General features: G+C 69.6%; 21 protein-coding genes. 5 read left to right on the forward strand and 16 right to left on the reverse strand.

All coding sequences use genetic code 11. From position 1 onward, the window contains the following. The 8 genes from dprA to AB0N68_RS11940 all read right to left on the reverse strand — a co-directional run bounded on the left by dprA (position 1) and on the right by AB0N68_RS11940 (position 6,080). A complete protein-coding gene (dprA, locus tag AB0N68_RS11905; protein ID WP_280567137.1) occupies positions 1–1,191 on the reverse strand; it encodes a DNA-processing protein DprA in 1,191 nt (396 codons plus the stop codon). After that, positions 1,188–2,717: a YifB family Mg chelatase-like AAA ATPase gene (locus AB0N68_RS11910; protein ID WP_280567138.1), complete on the reverse strand. Its 1,530-nt coding sequence runs from the start codon at positions 2,715–2,717 to the stop codon at positions 1,188–1,190. Before AB0N68_RS11910 ends, dprA begins: the two co-directional genes overlap by 4 nt. Further along, the gene (locus AB0N68_RS11915) at positions 2,714–3,076 is read right to left on the reverse strand and encodes a YraN family protein (RefSeq protein ID WP_187663994.1); all 363 of its coding nucleotides are present in this window, start codon (positions 3,074–3,076) and stop codon (positions 2,714–2,716) included. The genes AB0N68_RS11910 and AB0N68_RS11915 overlap by 4 nt, the downstream gene beginning before the upstream one ends. Positions 3,077–3,187: 111 nt before the next feature. After that, on the reverse strand, positions 3,188–3,514 hold the full coding sequence (locus AB0N68_RS11920) for a DUF2469 family protein (protein WP_017204525.1): 327 nt from the start codon (positions 3,512–3,514) through the stop codon (positions 3,188–3,190). Between the two features lie 56 nt (positions 3,515–3,570). After that, on the reverse strand, positions 3,571–4,230 hold the full coding sequence (gene rnhB, locus AB0N68_RS11925) for a ribonuclease HII (protein ID WP_280571768.1): 660 nt from the start codon (positions 4,228–4,230) through the stop codon (positions 3,571–3,573). After that, on the reverse strand, positions 4,227–4,952 hold the full coding sequence (gene lepB / locus AB0N68_RS11930; RefSeq protein WP_187663992.1) for a signal peptidase I: 726 nt from the start codon (positions 4,950–4,952) through the stop codon (positions 4,227–4,229). Before lepB ends, rnhB begins: the two co-directional genes overlap by 4 nt. Before the next feature lie 119 nt (positions 4,953–5,071). Next, positions 5,072–5,422, reverse strand: a complete 351-nt coding sequence (gene rplS / locus AB0N68_RS11935) for a 50S ribosomal protein L19 (protein WP_025103348.1) — start codon at positions 5,420–5,422, stop codon at positions 5,072–5,074. Positions 5,423–5,591: 169 nt separating this feature from the next. After that, positions 5,592–6,080: an MFS transporter permease gene (locus tag AB0N68_RS11940; RefSeq protein ID WP_280567940.1), complete on the reverse strand. Its 489-nt coding sequence runs from the start codon at positions 6,078–6,080 to the stop codon at positions 5,592–5,594. Positions 6,081–6,188: 108 nt separating this feature from the next. Here AB0N68_RS11940 and map point away from each other — a divergent pair, with 108 nt between their 5' ends. Further along, positions 6,189–6,971 carry a type I methionyl aminopeptidase gene (gene map, locus AB0N68_RS11945; protein WP_280567943.1) on the forward strand — a complete coding sequence of 261 codons (783 nt, stop codon included), beginning with the start codon at positions 6,189–6,191 and terminating at the stop codon, positions 6,969–6,971. On the opposite strand, the gene AB0N68_RS11950 is transcribed toward map, so the two are convergent. The 6 genes from AB0N68_RS11950 to rpsP are packed head-to-tail and all read right to left on the reverse strand — an operon-like array spanning position 6,934 to position 10,193. Then, entirely contained in the window at positions 6,934–7,416 is a 483-nt protein-coding gene (locus AB0N68_RS11950) for a pyrimidine dimer DNA glycosylase/endonuclease V (RefSeq protein WP_187663989.1), read from the reverse strand. The two genes, map and AB0N68_RS11950, sit on opposite strands and share 38 nt — an antisense overlap. After that, positions 7,413–8,147 (reverse strand): class I SAM-dependent methyltransferase, encoded by a 735-nt coding sequence (locus AB0N68_RS11955; protein ID WP_280567949.1) that lies wholly within the window; start codon positions 8,145–8,147, stop codon positions 7,413–7,415. Before AB0N68_RS11955 ends, AB0N68_RS11950 begins: the two co-directional genes overlap by 4 nt. A 46-nt stretch (positions 8,148–8,193) precedes the next feature. After that, the gene (gene trmD / locus AB0N68_RS11960) at positions 8,194–8,898 is read right to left on the reverse strand and encodes a tRNA (guanosine(37)-N1)-methyltransferase TrmD (RefSeq protein WP_280567952.1); all 705 of its coding nucleotides are present in this window, start codon (positions 8,896–8,898) and stop codon (positions 8,194–8,196) included. Positions 8,899–8,917: 19 nt separating this feature from the next. Continuing rightward, positions 8,918–9,535, reverse strand: a complete 618-nt coding sequence (gene rimM, locus AB0N68_RS11965; RefSeq protein ID WP_187663986.1) for a ribosome maturation factor RimM — start codon at positions 9,533–9,535, stop codon at positions 8,918–8,920. Next, positions 9,519–9,749, reverse strand: coding sequence for an RNA-binding protein (locus tag AB0N68_RS11970; protein ID WP_025103341.1), 231 nt, complete (start codon positions 9,747–9,749; stop codon positions 9,519–9,521). Before AB0N68_RS11970 ends, rimM begins: the two co-directional genes overlap by 17 nt. A gap of 6 nt (positions 9,750–9,755) precedes the next feature. Further along, positions 9,756–10,193, reverse strand: a complete 438-nt coding sequence (gene rpsP / locus AB0N68_RS11975) for a 30S ribosomal protein S16 (RefSeq protein WP_280567961.1) — start codon at positions 10,191–10,193, stop codon at positions 9,756–9,758. A 208-nt stretch (positions 10,194–10,401) separates the two neighbouring features. Between rpsP and AB0N68_RS11980 the strand changes: the two genes are divergently transcribed. Continuing rightward, complete coding sequence (locus AB0N68_RS11980; RefSeq protein ID WP_187663984.1) at positions 10,402–11,553, forward strand: glutamate--cysteine ligase; 1,152 nt, start codon at positions 10,402–10,404, stop codon at positions 11,551–11,553. Positions 11,554–11,565: 12 nt separating this feature from the next. Here the strand turns inward: AB0N68_RS11980 and AB0N68_RS11985 are convergent, their stop codons facing one another. Further along, on the reverse strand, positions 11,566–12,537 hold the full coding sequence (locus AB0N68_RS11985) for a sugar-binding transcriptional regulator (protein ID WP_187663983.1): 972 nt from the start codon (positions 12,535–12,537) through the stop codon (positions 11,566–11,568). Between the two features lie 102 nt (positions 12,538–12,639). Here AB0N68_RS11985 and AB0N68_RS11990 point away from each other — a divergent pair, with 102 nt between their 5' ends. From AB0N68_RS11990 to glpK, 3 genes are all read left to right on the forward strand, one after another. Further along, complete coding sequence (locus AB0N68_RS11990; RefSeq protein ID WP_187663982.1) at positions 12,640–14,349, forward strand: glycerol-3-phosphate dehydrogenase/oxidase; 1,710 nt, start codon at positions 12,640–12,642, stop codon at positions 14,347–14,349. 92 nt (positions 14,350–14,441) lie between these two features. Next, on the forward strand, positions 14,442–15,215 hold the full coding sequence (locus AB0N68_RS11995; protein WP_187663981.1) for an MIP/aquaporin family protein: 774 nt from the start codon (positions 14,442–14,444) through the stop codon (positions 15,213–15,215). A 36-nt stretch (positions 15,216–15,251) separates the two neighbouring features. Further along, positions 15,252–16,766 carry a glycerol kinase GlpK gene (gene glpK, locus AB0N68_RS12000; protein ID WP_187663980.1) on the forward strand — a complete coding sequence of 505 codons (1,515 nt, stop codon included), beginning with the start codon at positions 15,252–15,254 and terminating at the stop codon, positions 16,764–16,766. A 152-nt stretch (positions 16,767–16,918) separates the two neighbouring features. On the opposite strand, the gene AB0N68_RS12005 is transcribed toward glpK, so the two are convergent. After that, entirely contained in the window at positions 16,919–17,803 is an 885-nt protein-coding gene (locus AB0N68_RS12005) for a LysR family transcriptional regulator (protein ID WP_280567973.1), read from the reverse strand. Between the last annotated feature and the right edge of the window lie 68 nt (positions 17,804–17,871).

Here is a 17,871-nt window from a genome sequence, read left to right on the forward strand (position 1 = left end):
CTATGACGTCCGTGCCGCGCCGATCCCGCGCCAGCCGTCCCCGTCCCGCCGCGCAAGGCCGTCGAGATCGAGGAGGCCGAGCAGTGCCCTGGTCCGCTCGACGGTGAGATCCGCGCGCTGCGCGAGCTCCGCCTCCGTCCGAGCGGTCCGGGTGCTCAGGGCACGGAGCAGCAGGACCCGCCCCTCCTCCGTGGCATCGTGTGCGTGCGGCGACCGCGCGTCGATCGGGAGCATCTCGGCCACCTCCGCCGCGGAGGTGACGCACACCGCGTCGTACTCGCGGAGCAACCGATGACAGCCGGCCGACGAGGCGGAGGTGACGGGACCGGGCACCGCGCCGAGTGGCCTGCCGAGCGTTGCCGCGTGCCCCGCCGTGTTGAGGGAGCCACTGCGCCACCCGGCCTCGACGACCACCGTCGCCTGCCCCAGTGCCGCGATCAGTCGGTTGCGGGCGAGGAAGCGCCACCGGGTCGGCGCCGTCCCGCAGGGCACCTCGCTGACCACGACCCCGTCGACAGCAATCCGCGTGAGAAGGTTGCGGTGCCCGGCGGGGTACGGGCGGTCCACGCCTCCGGCGAGAACCGCGATCGTCCCCCCACCGACAGTCAACGCGGCGCGGTGGGCTGCCCCGTCGATGCCGTACGCGCCGCCCGACACGACAGCCGTCCCCGCGGCGGCCAGATCGCCGGAGAGGTCGGCGGCGACGCGCTCCCCGTAGGCGGTGGCCGCCCTGGCGCCCACGATGGCGACGCGTGCCGCGCTGGTCAGGAGCTCCGGGCGCCCGCGCGCCCACAGCACCACCGGACCCTCCGTATCCAGATCGTCGACGGCGAGCGGCCAGTCGGGATCTCCCGGAAGGAGCAGATGGGCGCCCGTCGTCTGCGCCCGCCGGAGGGCATCGATCACAGCCGCCGGATCGGCACGCTGTCGCCACCGCGCCCGCGCCTCGTCGAGCGCCCGTCGTGCGCCCGCGGCGCGGACCATCGGCCATGACCGTCCCCGCGCGTCGAGAGCGAAACGCATGCCGTCGACAGGTCCGAACTCGCGCACGAGGGTCGCGGCGACGGCGTCCCCGGGATCGGCGATGACGGACCAGGCGACACGTGCGAGCGCCTCCGCCACGTCGTCGGTGCCGCGCAGTCTCCGAGCGGCGTCGAGCGCATCCTGCTGGGAGACGAGTTCGTCGATCACCGCGCCACCCCCGTCCGCAGAAGGAGCGCGCGGCCGATCTCGTCCGTTCCGGGGAGGTCGTGTCCGGCGAGGTCGGCCATGGTCCAGGCCACCCGGAGGACGCGGTCGTATCCGCGGAGCGTCAACGCCCCTCGTTCCAGTGCCCGATCGAGACCGGCCCGCGCGTCTGGCGGGAGGCGGAATCCGCCGTGCCGGAGCAGGGTCCCGGGAACCTCCGCATTGCGTCGCCAGGGCGTGCCACGCCATCGCCGCTCCGCTCGAGCGCGCGCCTCGCCGACGCGGCGCCGGGCCTCGACGGTGGTCACCCCGGAGCGCTCCCCCGCGAGCGAGCGTGAGGCGGCGACGCGCGAGACCGGCAGATCGATGTCGAGACGATCGCGTAATGGCCCGGAGAGGCGAGTCGCGTAGCGTCGCAGCGCCTGCGGTGGGCAGATGCAGTCGCCGTCACGCACCCCCCGGTTCCCGCACGGACACGGGTTCATCGCCAGGAGCAGCTGGAACCGCGCCGGGAACCGCACGACGAAGCCGGATCGATGCACGTCGACGAAGCCGGTCTCGAGTGGCTGACGGAGCGCGTCCAAGGCCACCCGGGGGAACTCGGCCGCTTCGTCGAGGAAGAGCACGCCCCGATGAGCCCGTGCGACCGCGCCGGGGCGCGCCGTCCGCGACCCGCCGCCGACCATCGCCGCCACCGAGGCGCTGTGGTGCGGAGCGACCAGCGGAGGCTGGTGGTCGAGCCCGGTCACGGCCTCGCCGCAGAGGGAGCGCACGGAAGCGACCTCGATGGCCTCCTGCTCCGTCAGCGGCGGCATGATCCCGGGCAGTCGCCCGGCGAGCATCGTCTTGCCTGCTCCCGGCGGACCGCTCAGGAGCATGTTGTGGCCGCCCGCGGCCGCGACGATGAGGGCCTCGACGGCTTCCTCCTGTCCGAGGACATCGCTGAGGTCCCGGTCGTCCGGTTCTCCCTCCGGCGGCTGCGGGCCGGGAACCGGCTCGACATCCGGCACCTCCACCTCGGCCCCGTGCCAGACTGCCACCTCGGCGAGCGACGCGGCGGCGCGCACCTCGACGCCGGCGACGAGACCGGCTTCCGTCGCGTTGCCGTGCGGCACGATCACGCGCTCGAAGCCGGCGCGTGCAGCGGCGAAGACCGCGGGAAGCACACCGGGGACGGGCCGCAGACGGCCATCCAGCCCGACCTCCCCCAGGTGCACCGTCTGCCGCACGGCACGACGAGCGAGCATGTCGCTCGCGGCGAGGGAGGCGACCGCGATCGCGAGGTCGAAGGCGGACCCGTGCTTGGGCAGACTCGCCGGCGAGAGGTTCACCGTCAGACGCCGCCGGGGCAGCGAGAGCCCGGAGTTCACGCAGGCGTTGTGCACGCGCTGCACCGCCTCGCCCAGAGACTTGTCGGGGAGGCCGATGATGCGGAACTCCGGCGTCTGCGGCGAGAGGTCGGCCTCGACCTCGACGACATGCCCCTCCGCCCCGGTGAGGGCCACCGACCACGTCCGAGCGGTGCTCACGCGATGTCCTCGAGGTGCTCGATGGACGCGGTCTCCGGAACCGCCCCCACGATGCCGACCGCCTCCACCCGCAGCACCCGTCCCCTTGCCAGATCCGGATGCGCAGCCCGCCACGCATAGGCGAGCTGCCACAGCCGCCGGCGCTTCCGGTCGTCGATGGCGTCGAACGGGTGCCCGAAGGACGCCGACCGCCGTGTCTTCACCTCGACCACGGACAGATGCCGACCGACGACGGCGACGATGTCCAGTTCGCCCTGCGGACACCGCCAGTTTCGATCGACGATGCGATACCCGCGCTTCGTCAGGTAGTCCGCTGCCTGCTGTTCCCCGGCTCGCCCGAGGTCGTCTTTCGCTGCCATCCCCACAGGATTCCCGGGGCCACCCCGTGACCCCCGCGGTCCGGAGCAGACAGCCCGGCCGCTGTGGAAACAACGGAGAACGTCACCGTTGTGCAGGAACGGCGGCTGGAGTCACTCTCCGTCGAGCGAGAGCTCCTGCGGCAGTTCGAACTCGCGGCGTTGCAGCTCCTCGACGTTCACGTCCTTGAACGTGAGCACCCGGACGGCCTTCACGAACCGGTCCGCACGGTAGATGTCCCACACCCACACATCGCTCATGGAGATCTCGAAGTAGAAGTCGTGCTCGGTGTCCCGGCGCACGACGTTGACCTCGTTGGCCAGGTAGAAGCGACGCTCGGTCTCCACGACGTACTGGAACTGAGAGACGACGTCGCGGTACTCGCGGAACAGCGCGAGCTCGAGCTCACGGTCGTAGTCGTCGAAGGCTTCCTCATCCATGATGAGTCCATCCTATGGTCGGCGGGCGCCGGTCGCGGCATCCCGGCCGCGACCGCTCAGAAGAGCGTCGGTGCGTCGGCGATCGCCCACGACGAACGGTGGAACGGTGAGAGGCCGAACGACCGGATTGCCTCCCGGTGCTCCGGACTCGCGTATCCCTTGTTGCGGTCCCACTGGTAATCGCGGTGATCCTCGTGGAGCTCGGCCATGTACCCGTCCCTGGCGACCTTCGCGATCACCGACGCCGCCGACACCGAGGCGCAGTCGCGGTCCGCTTTGACGACCGGCCGGACGTTCAAGGGCCCAGGATGCACGCGCGAGACGTAGTCGTGGTTGCCGTCGAGGAGGACCAGAGCGTTCTCGACCGTGGCACCCTGCGCCACCACCGCCAGCACGGCGCGGGAGGCGGCAAGGCCCAGCGCCCGCATGATCCCGACCTCGTCGACCTCCGCGGCGGTCGCCCAGCCGACGCCCGAGGCCTGCACCCACGCAGCCGCGCGGGCGGCGACGTCGGGGCGCCGGCGCTCGGGGACGAGCTTCGAGTCGCGCAGCCCCTCCGGCACGCGGCGACGAGCCCCCTTGGCGTCCATCACCGCCGCCCCGACGGCCACCGGCCCGGCCAGCGCCCCGCGACCGACCTCGTCGAGGGCGATGATCAGGTCGCACTCCCCCAGCAGCTTCCGCTCCAGGGTCAGTCGAGGCGCGATGACAGTCATTCGGGGTCCGGCACTCCGTTGAAGATCTCGTGGTGGCCGTCGATCGGTCCGAAGCGGTCGAGCGGCCAGGTCGTCAGGAACGCCTTGCCCACGATGTTGGACACCGGGACGAAACCGCCGCTGGGCAGCTCCTGGTGTGCACGGGCGTCGCGGGAGCGGTCCCGGTTGTCGCCGAGGAGCCACACGGAGTCCTCGGGCACGACGACGTCGAAAGGTTCGTTGGAGGCCGCGGTGTCGCCCTCGGGGAGGTTCAGGTAGCTCAGCTCATCGATCGGGGCACCGTTGATCGTGATCTGCCCCAGCGCGTTGCAGCACACCACATGGTCACCTTCGACGCCGATCACCCGCTTGACCAGATGGTCCTGGGTGTCGGTTGCCGAGATGCCGACAAATGTGAGCACCCAGTCGATGGCCTGGACCAGCGGCGGCTGTGCAGGTGTCTGCGGCATCGGGTCGAGCCAGCCGCCCGGATCCTTGAAGACGACGATGTCACCGCGCTCATAGCCGGTCCAGCGCGGGGTGAGCTCGTCGACGAGGATGCGGTCGTCGATCAGCAGCGTGCGCTCCATGGAGGCCGACGGGATGTAGAACGATCGGACCACGAACGTCTTGATGACGAACGACACCAGCGCGGCGATGACGACGATGACCAGCACGTCACGGAGGAAGACCAGGAACCCGCGCCGCCGTCGTGTCGGGCGTGCGGACGGAGAGTCAGTCATCTGGTTCCTTCTCGAAGAGTGCACCGTGAGCGCACGGCAGTAACAAGGTTCGCACACCGGGGACAGAACGAAAGCACCCCGGGACATCGTGTCCCGGGGTGCTGTGAAGAAGCTTCGCGTCAGTTGTTGACGCGCTTCTCCTTGATCTTCGCCTTCTTGCCGCGGAGCTCGCGCAGGTAGTAGAGCTTGGCGCGACGCACGTCACCGCGGGTGACGACCTCGATGTGGTCGATCACCGGGGAGTGCACGGGGAAAGTACGCTCGACGCCCACCTGGAAGCTGATCTTCCGGACGGTGAAGGTCTCGCGGACGCTGTCGCCCTGGCGGCCGATGACGACGCCCTGGAAGACCTGGATACGAGAACGGTTGCCCTCGGTGATGTTGACGTGCACCTTGACGGTGTCACCGGGGAAGAACTCGGGGATGTCGGAACGGAGCGAAGCCGCGTCGACGGCGTCGAGGATCTGCATGATCGTCTCTCTCTGCACTCGCCTCAGGTCGGATGCACGGATTAGGAAGGAACAAGAATGGGAGTGTGCCGAACGGCGCTGACGCGTCCGCGGGCTCCCCTGGGGCAGAGCCGGTCACGGCACAAAGAACCATTCTGCCACGGATGGCAGGCCCCACCAAAACGAGCGCTCAGGGCCGGTCGTCGGTCTCCCGCACCACGATCACCTCGTGCACGCTGGTCTGCGTCGTCTCCGCGCGGGGCGCGGTCATCGTCGACCAGGAGATGGTCTCGCGAATCCGCGCTCCACTCCCCCGTGCTTCGTTCCAGAGCTGCCACAGCTGCAGCCACACCAGTCCGATGCCCACCACGATGGCGGCGGCGAGGAGCCAACCGAAAGCGCCATCGATGAAGAAGCCGACCGCGATCGTCAGCGCGTGCCAGAGACCGAACCCGGCGACGTCCCACCACGACAGGGCGCGCTCGGCGCGGACAGACGGCCGGGAACGCGTCAGCAGCGTGAGCAGGAGCTGTCCCACGAAGACCGAGGGCATCGCGATGAGCAGCACCCAGAGGATCGACCACCCGCCCTGGAAGACGGCCCAGCCGATGAGCAGCCACAGCGGCAGGAGGAAGGCCGAGGGCAGCAGCCAGCGGAAGAAGGCCTGTCGGATCCACATGCTCCGATGCTACGGGGACGTCACGTCCGCGTCACAGGTGTTCGCTGAGAGCGGGAGGCGCCGGGTGTCCGCACGATCAGGGAGAATGGACGGGACGAGAGGACACTGATGATCGAACTGCGCACCCCTGCCGAGATCGATGAGATGCGCGCGGCAGGCCGGTTCGTCGCCGAGACGCTGGCGACCCTGCGCGACGAGACGAAGGTCGGCACCAACCTCCTGGCGATCGACCGCCGGGCCCACGACATGATCCGCAAGGCGGGCGCCGAGTCCTGCTACATCGACTACCACCCGTCGTTCGGCGCGAGCCCGTTCGGCAAGGTCATCTGCACCTCGGTGAACGACGCGGTGCTGCACGGTCTCCCCCATGACTACGCACTCAAGGACGGCGACCTCGTCACCCTCGACTTCGCCGTCTCGGTCGACGGCTGGGTCGCGGATTCCGCGGTCTCCTTCGTCGTGGGCACGCCGCGGGATGAGGACCTGCGTCTCATCGACACCACCGAGCGCGCGCTGACCGCCGCGATCGAGACCTCGGTGGTCGGGCACCGCATCGGTGACATCTCCGCTGCCATCGCAGAGATCGCGCACGGCGAGGGGTACTCCATCAACACCGACTTCGGCGGGCATGGCGTGGGCCGCACGATGCACGGCGACCCCCACGTCGCGAACGACGGCCGCGCGGGCCGCGGGTTCCCGCTCCGCGCCGGCCTTGTGCTCGCGCTGGAGCCCTGGTTCCTCGCGACCACGGACGAGCTGGTCACCGACCCCGACGGGTGGACGCTGCGCAGCGCGGACGGGTCCCGAGGGGCGCACTCCGAGCACACCATCGCGATCACCGACGACGGGCCGATCATCCTGACGGATCGCTCGTTCCTCGGGGTGGACTGACCTCGGCCGCCGGGTCGGCGCGTTCCCAGGATGCGACCGGCCCCGGCACGACGGTGAACAGCGGGTGCGCCTTCGGGAGCGCCACATCCCCGTGCCGCTGAAGCACCTCAGGACTGCGCTCGGCGAGCTTCGCACGCAGGTGCTCCCATTCCCGCGCGAGCTGGCCCGCGGTGACCGGCATGGTCGGAACGGCAGGCTCCCGGCGCCGGATGCGCGTGCGGTCGAAACGGTAGCCGCGGGCGTCCGCCTCGTCGGCGACAGCGACGAGGTACGCGCCCACCGCGGCCAGCGGATCCGCTGCCTCCCGGAAGCGCTCGAGCTGCGGGTGTCGCTGATACCCCTTCGTGGCGTCGGCGAGCACCGCCTGCGCGAGCAGCGTCTCCCGCCAGCAGGCGACGAGACCCTGACGGTCGAGGTACTCAGGGTGCAGCGACCAGATCCTCATACGCGGCGGTAGCGGAACACATCGGTGAGATGGGGGAGGCCGAACTCCGCCTTCCCGCGCGTCTCGTCCGCGCCGTCCAGCACCGCCTCCAGGGCCGCCACCATCCCTGCACGCTCCGCGTCGTCCGCCACGAGGAGACTGCTCACCGTGCCCCAGCGTCGGAGGTAGACCTCGCGGCTGATCCGCTCCGTCCAGCGCACCTCCTCGTGGGTTTCCAGGACGAAGCCGGGGATGTCGGTCGCCGATGCGGAGGTGTCGTCGTCCGCGCCGACCGCGGGATGCGCCACCCGATGGCAGGCGAGATCCCACGCACAGGCGGGGTCGGCGCGATTCCAGAGCAGCCCGAGCGTCCCGTCGGCGACGAGTGCGCGGGCGATCTCGGCCGCCGCCGTATCCCGGTCGAACCAGTGGAACGCCTGCGCGACGCTGACGACATCGACGGAACCGTCCGGCACGGGGATGCTCTCCGCGGTCCCTGGCCGCGCCTCGACCGTCGGCAGCGTCCGGGCGAGGACGGCGAGCATCGGCGCGGAAGGCTCGACGGCGATCACCCGCGCCGCACGCTCGACGAGCAGGCTGGTGAACTTGCCGGTGCCGGCGCCGAGGTCGAGCGCCGTGGCCACCGGCGCCGGAACGATGATGTCGGCCGCACGCTCCGGGAAGCCCGGTCGGTAGCGGTCGTACTCCTCGCCGATGCCTTCGAACGATCGCGCGCGTGTCACATCCACCATGTCTCGACGCTAACAGCAGTCGTCGCCGCAGACGGTCGCGGTGCGGTCAGTCGTCGGTCGGCGCGTCCGGAAGCAGATCGGGGCGGCGCAGCCGCGTGCGGACGAGCTGCTGCTCGCGCCGCCATGCCGCGATCGCCCCGTGGTTGCCGCTGAGGAGCACATCCGGTACCGCACGGTCACGCCAGACGGAGGGCTTCGTGTACGACGGGTACTCGAGGAGGCCGTCCTCGTGCGACTCCTCGACCAGGCTCTCCGGATTGCCGACGACCCCGGGGATGAGACGGCCGATGGCCTCGATCATGGCCATCGTCGCGACCTCGCCGCCGTTGAGCACGTAGTCACCGAGGCTCAGCAGCCGGACCTCGCCACGCTCGGCGGCGTACTCGAAGACGCGCTCGTCGATGCCCTCGTAGCGCCCGCAGCCGAACACGAGGTGGTCGCGCCCCGCGAGCTCCCGCGCGGTCGCCTGGGTGAAGACCTCGCCCGCCGGCGACGGGAAGATGATGGTCGGCGGCGCGGCGGTATCCGCGGTGAGCTCGTCGAGGGCGAGCCCCCACGGCTCGGGCTTCATGACCATGCCCGCTCCTCCGCCGTACGGAGTGTCGTCGACGGTGCGATGGCGGTCGTGCGTCCAGTCGCGAAGATCATGCACCTGGAGGTCGAGCAGACCCGAGCCGCGGGCCTTGCCGAGCAGGGAGAGCGTCAGTCCGTCGAAGTACGAGGGGAAGATGGAGACGACGTCGATGCGCACGGGGGAACCGTATCAGCGGTCACTCGGCAGCGTCGGAGGCGGTGGTCTCGTCCTCCGACTCGGGAAGCTCCTCGAAGAGCCCGGCGGGAGGGGTGACGATGACCCGTCCGGCCGCGACGTCGACGGTGGGGACGATGGCCTCGACGAACGGGACCATCACCTCGTCCGTGCTCCCGCCCGACGACGGCTTCACGATCAGGAGGTCATGCGCCGGCAGGTGCTCGACGCGGACCACGCGGCCGACGACGACCTCGTCCCGCACGACGTCCAGGCCGACGAGCTGGTGGTCGAACCAGGCGTTGTCCTCGGTCTCGTCCTCGTCCTGGTCCATCCAGAGGATGGCGCGGACGAGGCTCTCGGCGGCGGTGCGATCGTCCACGTCCTCGAAGAAGACGACGGGGTTGCCGTTCATCACGCGGTATTCGCGGACGACGATCTCCTTGCCGTGCCACGGAGATGCCTCTGGCACCTGCAACGTGAACGCGGCCCCGGGGACGAAGCGCCGCTCCGGATTGTCGGTGTAGAGCTCGAGCTTCAGCGCGCCCTTGAGCCCGTGAGCCTTGACCAGGCGCCCGACGCGCAGTTGGTTACGGCCTTGGGTGCGGTCCTGCGACACCACGTCAGTCGTCCGCGACATCGACGCGGACACGACGCCCGTCGGCGAGTGCACTCACGAGGGTGCGCAGGGCCTTGGCCGTGCGGCCGCCGCGCCCGATCACGCGTCCACGGTCGTCGGGGTGCACACGCACCTCGAGCAGGTCGCCACGGGGCGACGAGGATTCGTGGATGCGCACATCTTCGGGGTGATCGACGATCCCCTTGACGATGTGTTCGAGCGCGGCGGCGAGCACGATGGATTACTCGGCGTCGGCGGCGGAAGCCTCAGCGGCCTCCGCGTCGGCGTCAGCGGCGGGGGCCTCCGCAGCGGGGGCCTCCTCCTTCTTCTCCGCCTTGGGCTTCACGACGGACTTCTTGGAGGCGTCGACCTCGAAGGCGGCCTTCGGCTCGGCGACCTTGAGGGTGGACTTGGCGTCCTTGTCGCCCTTGAAGGTGCCCCAGTCGCCCGTGATCTTGAGGATGGCGGTGACCTGCTCGGTCGGCTGCGCGCCGACGGAGAGCCAGTACTGCGCACGCTCGGAGTCGACCTCGATGAAGGAGGGCTCCTCGGTGGGGTGGTACTTGCCGATCTCCTCGATCACACGACCGTCGCGCTTGGTGCGCGAGTCGGCGACGACGATGCGGTAGTACGGCGCGCGGATCTTGCCCATGCGCTTGAGACGAATCTTGACAGCCACGATTCTCCTGAATGGTGTGGAAGGAAACGAACCGGTCGCCTGGAGCGTGGGGTGCACACCCGGCGGAAGCTCAAATGAGGAGGACGAGTGCTGGATAGAGGGTCGAGCACGTCGTCCGACCCTCTATTCTGCCAGATGCGCGCGCCGGGCGCGAAACCCGGCGACACGGCGTTGCGGAGTCGGCCCCGGCCCGTGTCAGACTGTCCCCGTGCAGCTCGACTTCGCCGCTTCGGCCCGCTCCACCGTCGGTCTCGAGTGGGAGATCATGCTCGCCGATCCCGAGACCGGTGATCTCGTCGGTCGCGCACCGGAGCTCCTCGCCGCACTGGAGGCGGAGAGCGAGGACGAGCGCCACACCGTCACCGGCGAGCTGCTCACGAACACCATCGAGGTGACCAGCGGGATCGGCGATTCCGTCGCGCACGCCGTCGATGACATCGCGAACGCGATCGCGGCGGTGCGGTCGGCCACCGATCCGGCCGGCATCGAGCTGCTCTCCGCCGGAAGCCACCCCTTCGCCCAGTGGTACGACCAGTCGGTGACAGACAAGACCCGCTATCACAGCCTCATCGAGCGCACCCAGTGGTGGGGGCGCAACATGATGATCTGGGGTATCCACGTGCACGTGGGCGTCGACGAGCAGCGCAAGGTCTTCCCCATCATCAACGCACTGTCGGCGTATCTTCCCCATCTCCAGGCTCTGTCGGCGTCCAGTCCGTTCTGGGCCGGGGAGCGCACGGGGTACGCCTCCAACCGCGCGCTCGTCTTCCAGCAGCTGCCGACGGCGGGCTTGCCCTGGCCGCTCCGGGACTGGTCGGAGTTCGAGCGGTATCTGGACGACATGGTCCGCACCGGCGTGATGGCCGATGCCACCGAGGTGCGCTGGGACATCCGCCCCGCTCCGCGCTGGGGCACGATCGAGGTCCGCGCGTGCGACGGCCTCTCGACGCTCTCCGAGATGGCCGCGGTGGCCGCGCTCGTACAGGTCCTCGTCGAGCACTTCTCCCGACTTCTCGACGAAGGCGCGGCACTCCCCGATCTTCCGGCCTGGTTCCACCGCGAGAACAAGTGGCGCGCGGCCCGATACGGCCTGGACGCGCGCGTCATCGTCGACACGATCGGCACGCAGCGCCCCGTTCGCGAGCACCTGACCGAGAAGATCGAGGAACTGGCCCCGGTCGCCGTCGAGCTCGGATGCGTCCGGGAGTTCGGCAGCATCGCGTCGATCCTCGACGGCGGGGCGAGCTATGCCCGTCAGCTCGCGGTCGCCGACGCCACGGACGGCGATCTCCGCGCCGTGGTCCAGCACCTCATCCGGGAGTTCCGGACCGGACCGCAGTCGTCGATCGAAGGCGAGTGACGCGGACGCGACTCAGTCCTCGACGAGTCGACGTGCGAGACCCTCGTCGAGCACCACGTCCGTGATCAGCTCGGCGGCTATCGCCGCCCGCAGACTCGCGAGCTTGGGCACACCCGAGACGACGCACACGCGACGCGGCACCCGCCGGAGCCGGTCGAGTCCCGGCCCCGTCGCCCGCGCGTTGAGCCGGATGTCGCGCCAGGAGCCGTCGGCACGGAAGAAGACCGTCGCCACGTCGCCGATCGCATGGTCCTCCCGCAGACTGCGGTAGTCCTCCCGCCCGAGGTAACCGCCGACGTAGACGCGGCTGGGCACCTCCGCCGCCGGAGACCCGAGGCTGAACACGGCAATGTCCATCTTCGCCTGCAGATCGAGCACGCGGCGGGTGCTGCGCTCGCGCCACATAGCCTCCCGGGTGGCGGGGTCGTCGAAGAAGGCGGGCACGGGGAACTGCTGCACCTGCGCACCGAACGCGCTCCCGAAGCGCTGCAGGATGTCGCTGGAGTACTCCACACCGCTGGTCTGGGTGTTCCCGGCGCCGTTGAGCTGCACGAACGTCGTGTTGTGCGTCTCCTTCTGGGTGAGACCGCGACTGACCGCGCTGATCGTCGATCCCCACGCCACGCCGACGATCATGTTGGAGTCGACGAACTGGGACAGGAGGCGTCCTGCGGTCAGCGCCACGCGCTCCAGTCGCTCGACCTCGCTCACGATCTCCGCCATCGGCACGACGTGCGCCACCACGCGGTGCCGATCCCTGATGCGCTGCTCGAGCATTCCCAGACGCTCCAGGGGGGAGTTGATCCGGATGTCGACGAGGCCGCTCTCCCGCGCGAAGCTGAGCAACCGTGACACGGACGACCGGGAGGTGCCGAGCTCCTGCGCGATGACCTCCATGGTCTTGTCCTGCATGTAGTACAGCTGCGCGGCCGTGAGCGCGGCGATCAGCTTCCCGTCGCGCGACGGTGCTCCGGATCCCGCCATGATGACCTCCTCTCCCTCGATCCTTGCACATATGTGCAGCCAGCTTGCGCGCGGCGTCACGGAGGTCGATGCTGGTGGCAAGCAAGGAAGAGAGGGTCGATGATGATCGATTCCACCCACACGTCCCCGGAGCGGGACGCGGTCCGCGCGCTCCGGGAATCCGGGCGCACCAGCGTCCTCGTCATCGGCGGCGGCATCAACGGCATCTCGACGTTCCGTGATCTGGCCCTGCAGGGTGTGGACGTCGTCCTGGTCGAACGCGGCGACTTCGCCTCCGGTGCCTCCGCGGCCTCGAGCCACATGATCCACGGCGGCATCCGCTACCTCGAGAACGGCGAGTTCCGCCTCGTCCGGGAGTCGGTGGAAGAGCGCAACGGCCTGCTCAAGATCGCCCCGCACTACGTCAAGCCGCTGCAGACGACGATCCCGATCTACTCCACGTTCTCGGGGATCCTCTCCGCTCCCCTCCGGTTCCTCACGCACAAGAGCGGGAAGCCGAAGGAGCGCGGCGCCTTCCTCATCAAGGTCGGCCTCACCATCTACGACACGTTCTCCCGCGACGGCGGCACCGTGCCCCGCCACCGCTTCCTCGGACGCAAGAAGTCCCTTGCCGAGCTGCCGTCGATGGACCCGAAGATCAAGTACACGGCCACGTACTACGACGCCTCGATGCACGATCCGGAGCGCCTGGCGCTCGACGTGCTGCAGGACGGCCGCGCGAGCCACCCGGGTGCGGTGGCTCTCAACTACGTCGAGGCGATCGGCCGCGACGGCGAGCAGATCACCCTCCGTGACCGCGAGAGCGGCACCGAGTTCACCGTGACCGCGGATGTCGTCGTGAACGCCTCCGGCCCGTGGACCGACCTCACGAACGACGCGCTCGGCACCGACACCCATTTCATGGGCGGCACCAAGGGCTCGCACATCGTGCTCGACCACCCGGAGCTGCTCGAGGCGACGCGAGGTCGCGAGATCTTCTTCGAGCACTCCGACGGCCGTATCGTGCTGATCTACCCGCTCAAGGGGCGCGTCCTCGTGGGCACCACCGACATCGACGCCGACCCGCGCGAGGTGCCGGTGTGCACGGAGGAGGAGATCGACTACTTCTTCGACCTCATCCACCACGTGTTCCCGTCGATCTCGGTGACCCGCGAGCAGATCGTCTACAACTTCTCCGGCATCCGGCCGCTCCCCCGCCACGAGGACACCGCTCCCGGATTCGTCTCGCGCGACTACCGCGTCGAGGTCGACCGCAAGGGCGCCGTCCCGCTGGTGAGCCTCGTGGGCGGCAAGTGGACCACGTTCCGCGCCCTGGGAGAGTCGCTCTCCGACACCGTGCTCGGCCTCCTCGGCCGCACGCGCACCGTCTCCACGGCCGGACGCGCGATCGGCGGCGGACGCGAGTTCCCGCGCACCGAGAAGGCGAAGCGGATCTGGATCCAGGAGAACCTCGCCGGCGCCGGCGCTCGGGCCGATCAGCTCCTCGCCCGTTACGGCACCGGAGCGGCGGCCGTCTGGGCGTTCGTCGAGCAGGGGGACGACGCCCCCCTCGCCGGCGGCGACCTGTCGACCCGTGAGCTGGAGTGGATGGTCAACGAGGAGATGGTCGCCCGTCTCGAGGACGTCATCCTCCGCCGCACCAGCATCGCCTTCACCGGTGGAGCGCAGGCAGAAGTCCTCGACGAGATCGCCGACGCCCTGGCACCGCTCCTCGGATGGGACCGAGAGCGTCACGACGCCGAGGTGGAGCAGACGCGCCTGCTGCTGAACGAGCGACACGGACTCGACATCCCGTCCCGCACCCGCGGCTGACGGGGCCCCGACCACCGCGCCCTCCTCGCGGTGCTACCCCATAAGGGGTCGGGGCAGAGGGGCCCCGACCCGCAAGAAAGGTCAACGAAGACATGACTGACGTCAATCTCGGTCTCTACTTCCTCTCGGAGCTCGTCGGCACAGCGATGCTGGTCCTGCTCGGCTGCGGTGTGGTGGCGAACGTCGCCCTGGCGAAGAACAAGGGCTTCGGCGGCGGCTTCCTGATGGTCAACTGGGGATGGGGTCTCGCGGTGTTCGCGGGTGTGCTCGTCTCGGCGTACTCCGGTGCCATCCTGAACCCGGCCGTCGGTATCGGCCTCTGGGTGCAGAACCTGCTGGATCCCGCCAAGGGCATCGACTTCACGATGTTCCTCACCGCGACCGGGGCGGAACTCCTCGGCGCGATCATCGGTGCCATCGTCGTCTGGCTCGCCTACAAGCAGCACTTCGACCAGGAGCCGGAGGCCGCCAACAAGCTCGGCGTCTTCTCCACCGGCCCCGCCATCCGCTCGTACGGCTGGAACCTCGTCACGGAGATCATCGGCACCTTCGTCCTCGTCTTCGTCATCTTCGCGTTCGCGGACTACGGCGACATCGAGGTCGGCACGCCCGGTGGCCTCGGCCCGCTCACCGCTCTTCCGGTCGCCCTGCTGGTGGTCGCGATCGGTGCATCGCTCGGTGGTCCGACCGGATACGCCATCAACCCGGCGCGTGACCTCGGTCCTCGCATCGCCCACGCGATCCTCCCGATCCAGGGCAAGGGTTCCAGCGACTGGTCCTACTCGTGGGTGCCCGTCGTCGGTCCGCTCATCGGTGGTGTCATCGCCGCCCTCGCCGCCCCCGGCCTTCTCAGCCTCGCCGGCTGATCCCCCTCAACCGCTCGGGAATTCAAAGGAGAACACATGGCTGACTACATCATCGCGATCGACCAGGGCACCACGTCGAGCCGCGCGATCATCTTCGACAAGAAGGGCAGCATCGTCGCCACCGGTCAGAAGGAGCACGAGCAGATCCTTCCCAAGGCCGGATGGGTCGAGCACGACGCCGCCGAGATCTGGCGCAATGTCCAGGAGGTGATCGGTCTGGCCCTCGGTCGCGCCGATCTCACCCGCCACGACATCGCCGCCGTGGGCATCACGAATCAGCGCGAGACCGCGGTCGTGTGGGACAAGACCACGGGCAAGCCGGTCTACAACGCCATCGTCTGGCAGGACACCCGCACGCAGGAGATCGTCAACCGCCTCGCGGGCGACGAGGGCGTCGACCGGTTCAAGTCGATCGTCGGGCTCCCCCTGGCGACGTACTTCTCCGGCACCAAGATCACCTGGATCCTGGAGAACGTCGAAGGCGCCCGCGAGAAGGCCGAGGCCGGAGACCTGCTCTTCGGCACGACCGACTCCTGGGTCCTGTGGAACCTCACGGGCGGCATCGACGGCGGCGTGCACGCGACCGACGTCACCAACGCCTCGCGCACGATGTTCATGGACCTCGAGACGCTGGAATGGCGCGACGACATCCTCGAGGCGTTCGGCGTGCCGCGCTCGATGATGCCGGAGATCCGCTCCTCCTCCGAGGTCTACGGTGCGGCCGAGAGCTCATCGCTGCTCCGCGAGACGCCGATCGCCGGCATCCTCGGCGACCAGCAGGCGGCGACGTTCGGCCAGGCCGCGTTCCAGAAGGGCGAGAGCAAGAACACCTACGGCACGGGCTGCTTCCTCATCTTCAACACGGGCGAGGAGATCGTCCGCTCGAAGAACGGACTGCTCACCACCGTCGGCTACAAGCTCGGCGACCAGCCCACGCACTACGCGCTGGAGGGGTCGATCGCGGTCACCGGCTCGCTCATCCAGTGGCTGCGCGACCAGCTCGGCATCATCTCCTCGGCCCCTGAGGTCGAGGAGCTGGCCGAGAAGGTCGAGGACAACGGCGGCGTGTACATCGTCCCCGCGTTCTCGGGTCTCTTCGCGCCGTACTGGCGTCCTGACGCCCGCGGCGCGATCGTCGGCCTCACCCGCTACGCGAACAAGAACCACATCGCGCGCGCCGCCCTGGAGGCCGTGGCCTTCCAGACCCGTGACGTGCTCGACGCGGTCAACGCGGACGCCGGAGTGGATCTCAGCGAGCTCAAGGTCGACGGCGGCATGGTCGCCAACGACGCGCTCATGCAGTTCCAGGCCGACATCCTCGGTGTCCCGGTCGTGCGTCCGGTCGTGGCGGAGACCACGGCGCTCGGTGCGGCCTACGCGGCCGGTCTCGCGGTCGGCTTCTGGAGCGGTCTCGACGACCTGTCCGCGAACTGGCAGGAGGACCGCCGCTGGGAGCCCTCGCTCGACGCGGATGAGCGCGACCGTCAGCTGCGCCTGTGGCGCAAGGCCGTCACCAAGTCGATGGACTGGGTCGACGACGACGTGCGCTGATCACCGCATGACGAGGCGGGTCCGGGTTCTTCCCGGGCCCGCTTCGTCGTCTCCGGGCCGCCATCCGCCCGTTCACCTGCACGATCCGAATACGGTTGCCCACCCGTTCCGGCGGTTCCGTCGTACACCCGTTCCCTGGTCGTGCAGACCGATCAGGGGCTCAGGAGGCCTTCCGCGACGATGTCGAGGAAGGCGCGCGCGGCGCTGCGCGCTGCCGCGGCGTCCCAGGCCAGGTGCTCGACACGGACCGGGCCATCCTGGACCGCCACCGTGTCGACGACCTCCCGGTACCCCCGCACCACCGCGGGCGCCAGCAGGGTGACGGCGAGGCCCGCCGCGACCAGACCGATCAGACTCGCGGCCGTGTCGGATTCGAAAGCCACATCACGCCGCACCCGCGCGGCCAGGAATGCCGCGTCGCTCTGGGCTCGCCCCGACGTGCCGGCGGGGAAGTCGGCGAACGCGGAGTCCGCGAGGTCGCTCAGCTGCACCTCCCTCGCCCGGCCCAGCTCATGCCCGCGGGGCACCACGGCCACCAGCGGTTCCCGGGACAGCGCGCGGGAGGCGACCCCCTCGGGCTCGACGCCCTCCCGGAGCCCGAGGAATGCGGCGTCGAGATCGCCCTGTCGAATCGCCGCCACGAGCGCATCGCTGTTCCCCTCACGGAGCTCCACGCGGGCGGCTGGATGCGCGGCGCGATAGGCCACGAGGAGCGCCGGGACGTCGACAGCGCTCACCGTGGGGATGACGCCCAGTCGCAGCGTGCCCACCACCTTCCCGCTCGCCGCCGCCGCGTCCTCCCGGGCCTGGTCTGCGGCGCGGACCGCCAGACGCGCGGGGCGGAGGAACGCCTCTCCGGCCTCGGTCGCGCGGACGCTGCGACTGGTGCGCGCGAACAGCCGCACGCCCAACTCGCGTTCGAGAGCGGCGACCTGGTGGCTAAGCGCCGACTGCGTGACATGACAGCGCTCCGCCGCGCGGGTGAACGAACCGGTGTCCGCCACCGCGACGACATACCGCAGATGCTGGAGCTCCATCCACTCATGATCTCGCTTCATAGATCATGTGACAAGAATGCGTTGGACTCATACCCCGGATGCGCGCA

The sequence above is a fragment of the Microbacterium meiriae genome (assembly GCF_040685015.1).
Lineage (GTDB): Bacteria > Actinomycetota > Actinomycetes > Actinomycetales > Microbacteriaceae > Microbacterium > Microbacterium meiriae.

What these genes read in the sequence shown, in the direction of transcription:
- AB0N68_RS11915 (WP_187663994.1), bottom strand. Translation starts at nt 3,076, where the DNA reads ATGGCAGCGAAAGACGACCTCGGGCGAGCCGGGGAACAGCAGGCAGCG.
- AB0N68_RS11920 (WP_017204525.1), bottom strand. Translation starts at nt 3,514, where the DNA reads ATGGATGAGGAAGCCTTCGACGACTACGACCGTGAGCTCGAGCTCGCG.
- rnhB (WP_280571768.1), bottom strand. Translation starts at nt 4,230, where the DNA reads ATGACTGTCATCGCGCCTCGACTGACCCTGGAGCGGAAGCTGCTGGGG.
- lepB (WP_187663992.1), bottom strand. Translation starts at nt 4,952, where the DNA reads ATGACTGACTCTCCGTCCGCACGCCCGACACGACGGCGGCGCGGGTTC.
- rplS (WP_025103348.1), bottom strand. Translation starts at nt 5,422, where the DNA reads ATGCAGATCCTCGACGCCGTCGACGCGGCTTCGCTCCGTTCCGACATC.
- AB0N68_RS11940 (WP_280567940.1), bottom strand. Translation starts at nt 6,080, where the DNA reads ATGTGGATCCGACAGGCCTTCTTCCGCTGGCTGCTGCCCTCGGCCTTC.
- map (WP_280567943.1), top strand. Translation starts at nt 6,189, where the DNA reads ATGATCGAACTGCGCACCCCTGCCGAGATCGATGAGATGCGCGCGGCA.
- AB0N68_RS11950 (WP_187663989.1), bottom strand. Translation starts at nt 7,416, where the DNA reads ATGAGGATCTGGTCGCTGCACCCTGAGTACCTCGACCGTCAGGGTCTC.
- AB0N68_RS11955 (WP_280567949.1), bottom strand. Translation starts at nt 8,147, where the DNA reads ATGGTGGATGTGACACGCGCGCGATCGTTCGAAGGCATCGGCGAGGAG.
- rimM (WP_187663986.1), bottom strand. Translation starts at nt 9,535, where the DNA reads ATGTCGCGGACGACTGACGTGGTGTCGCAGGACCGCACCCAAGGCCGT.
- AB0N68_RS11985 (WP_187663983.1), bottom strand. Translation starts at nt 12,537, where the DNA reads ATGGCGGGATCCGGAGCACCGTCGCGCGACGGGAAGCTGATCGCCGCG.
- AB0N68_RS11990 (WP_187663982.1), top strand. Translation starts at nt 12,640, where the DNA reads ATGATCGATTCCACCCACACGTCCCCGGAGCGGGACGCGGTCCGCGCG.
- AB0N68_RS11995 (WP_187663981.1), top strand. Translation starts at nt 14,442, where the DNA reads ATGACTGACGTCAATCTCGGTCTCTACTTCCTCTCGGAGCTCGTCGGC.
- glpK (WP_187663980.1), top strand. Translation starts at nt 15,252, where the DNA reads ATGGCTGACTACATCATCGCGATCGACCAGGGCACCACGTCGAGCCGC.
- AB0N68_RS12005 (WP_280567973.1), bottom strand. Translation starts at nt 17,803, where the DNA reads ATGGAGCTCCAGCATCTGCGGTATGTCGTCGCGGTGGCGGACACCGGT.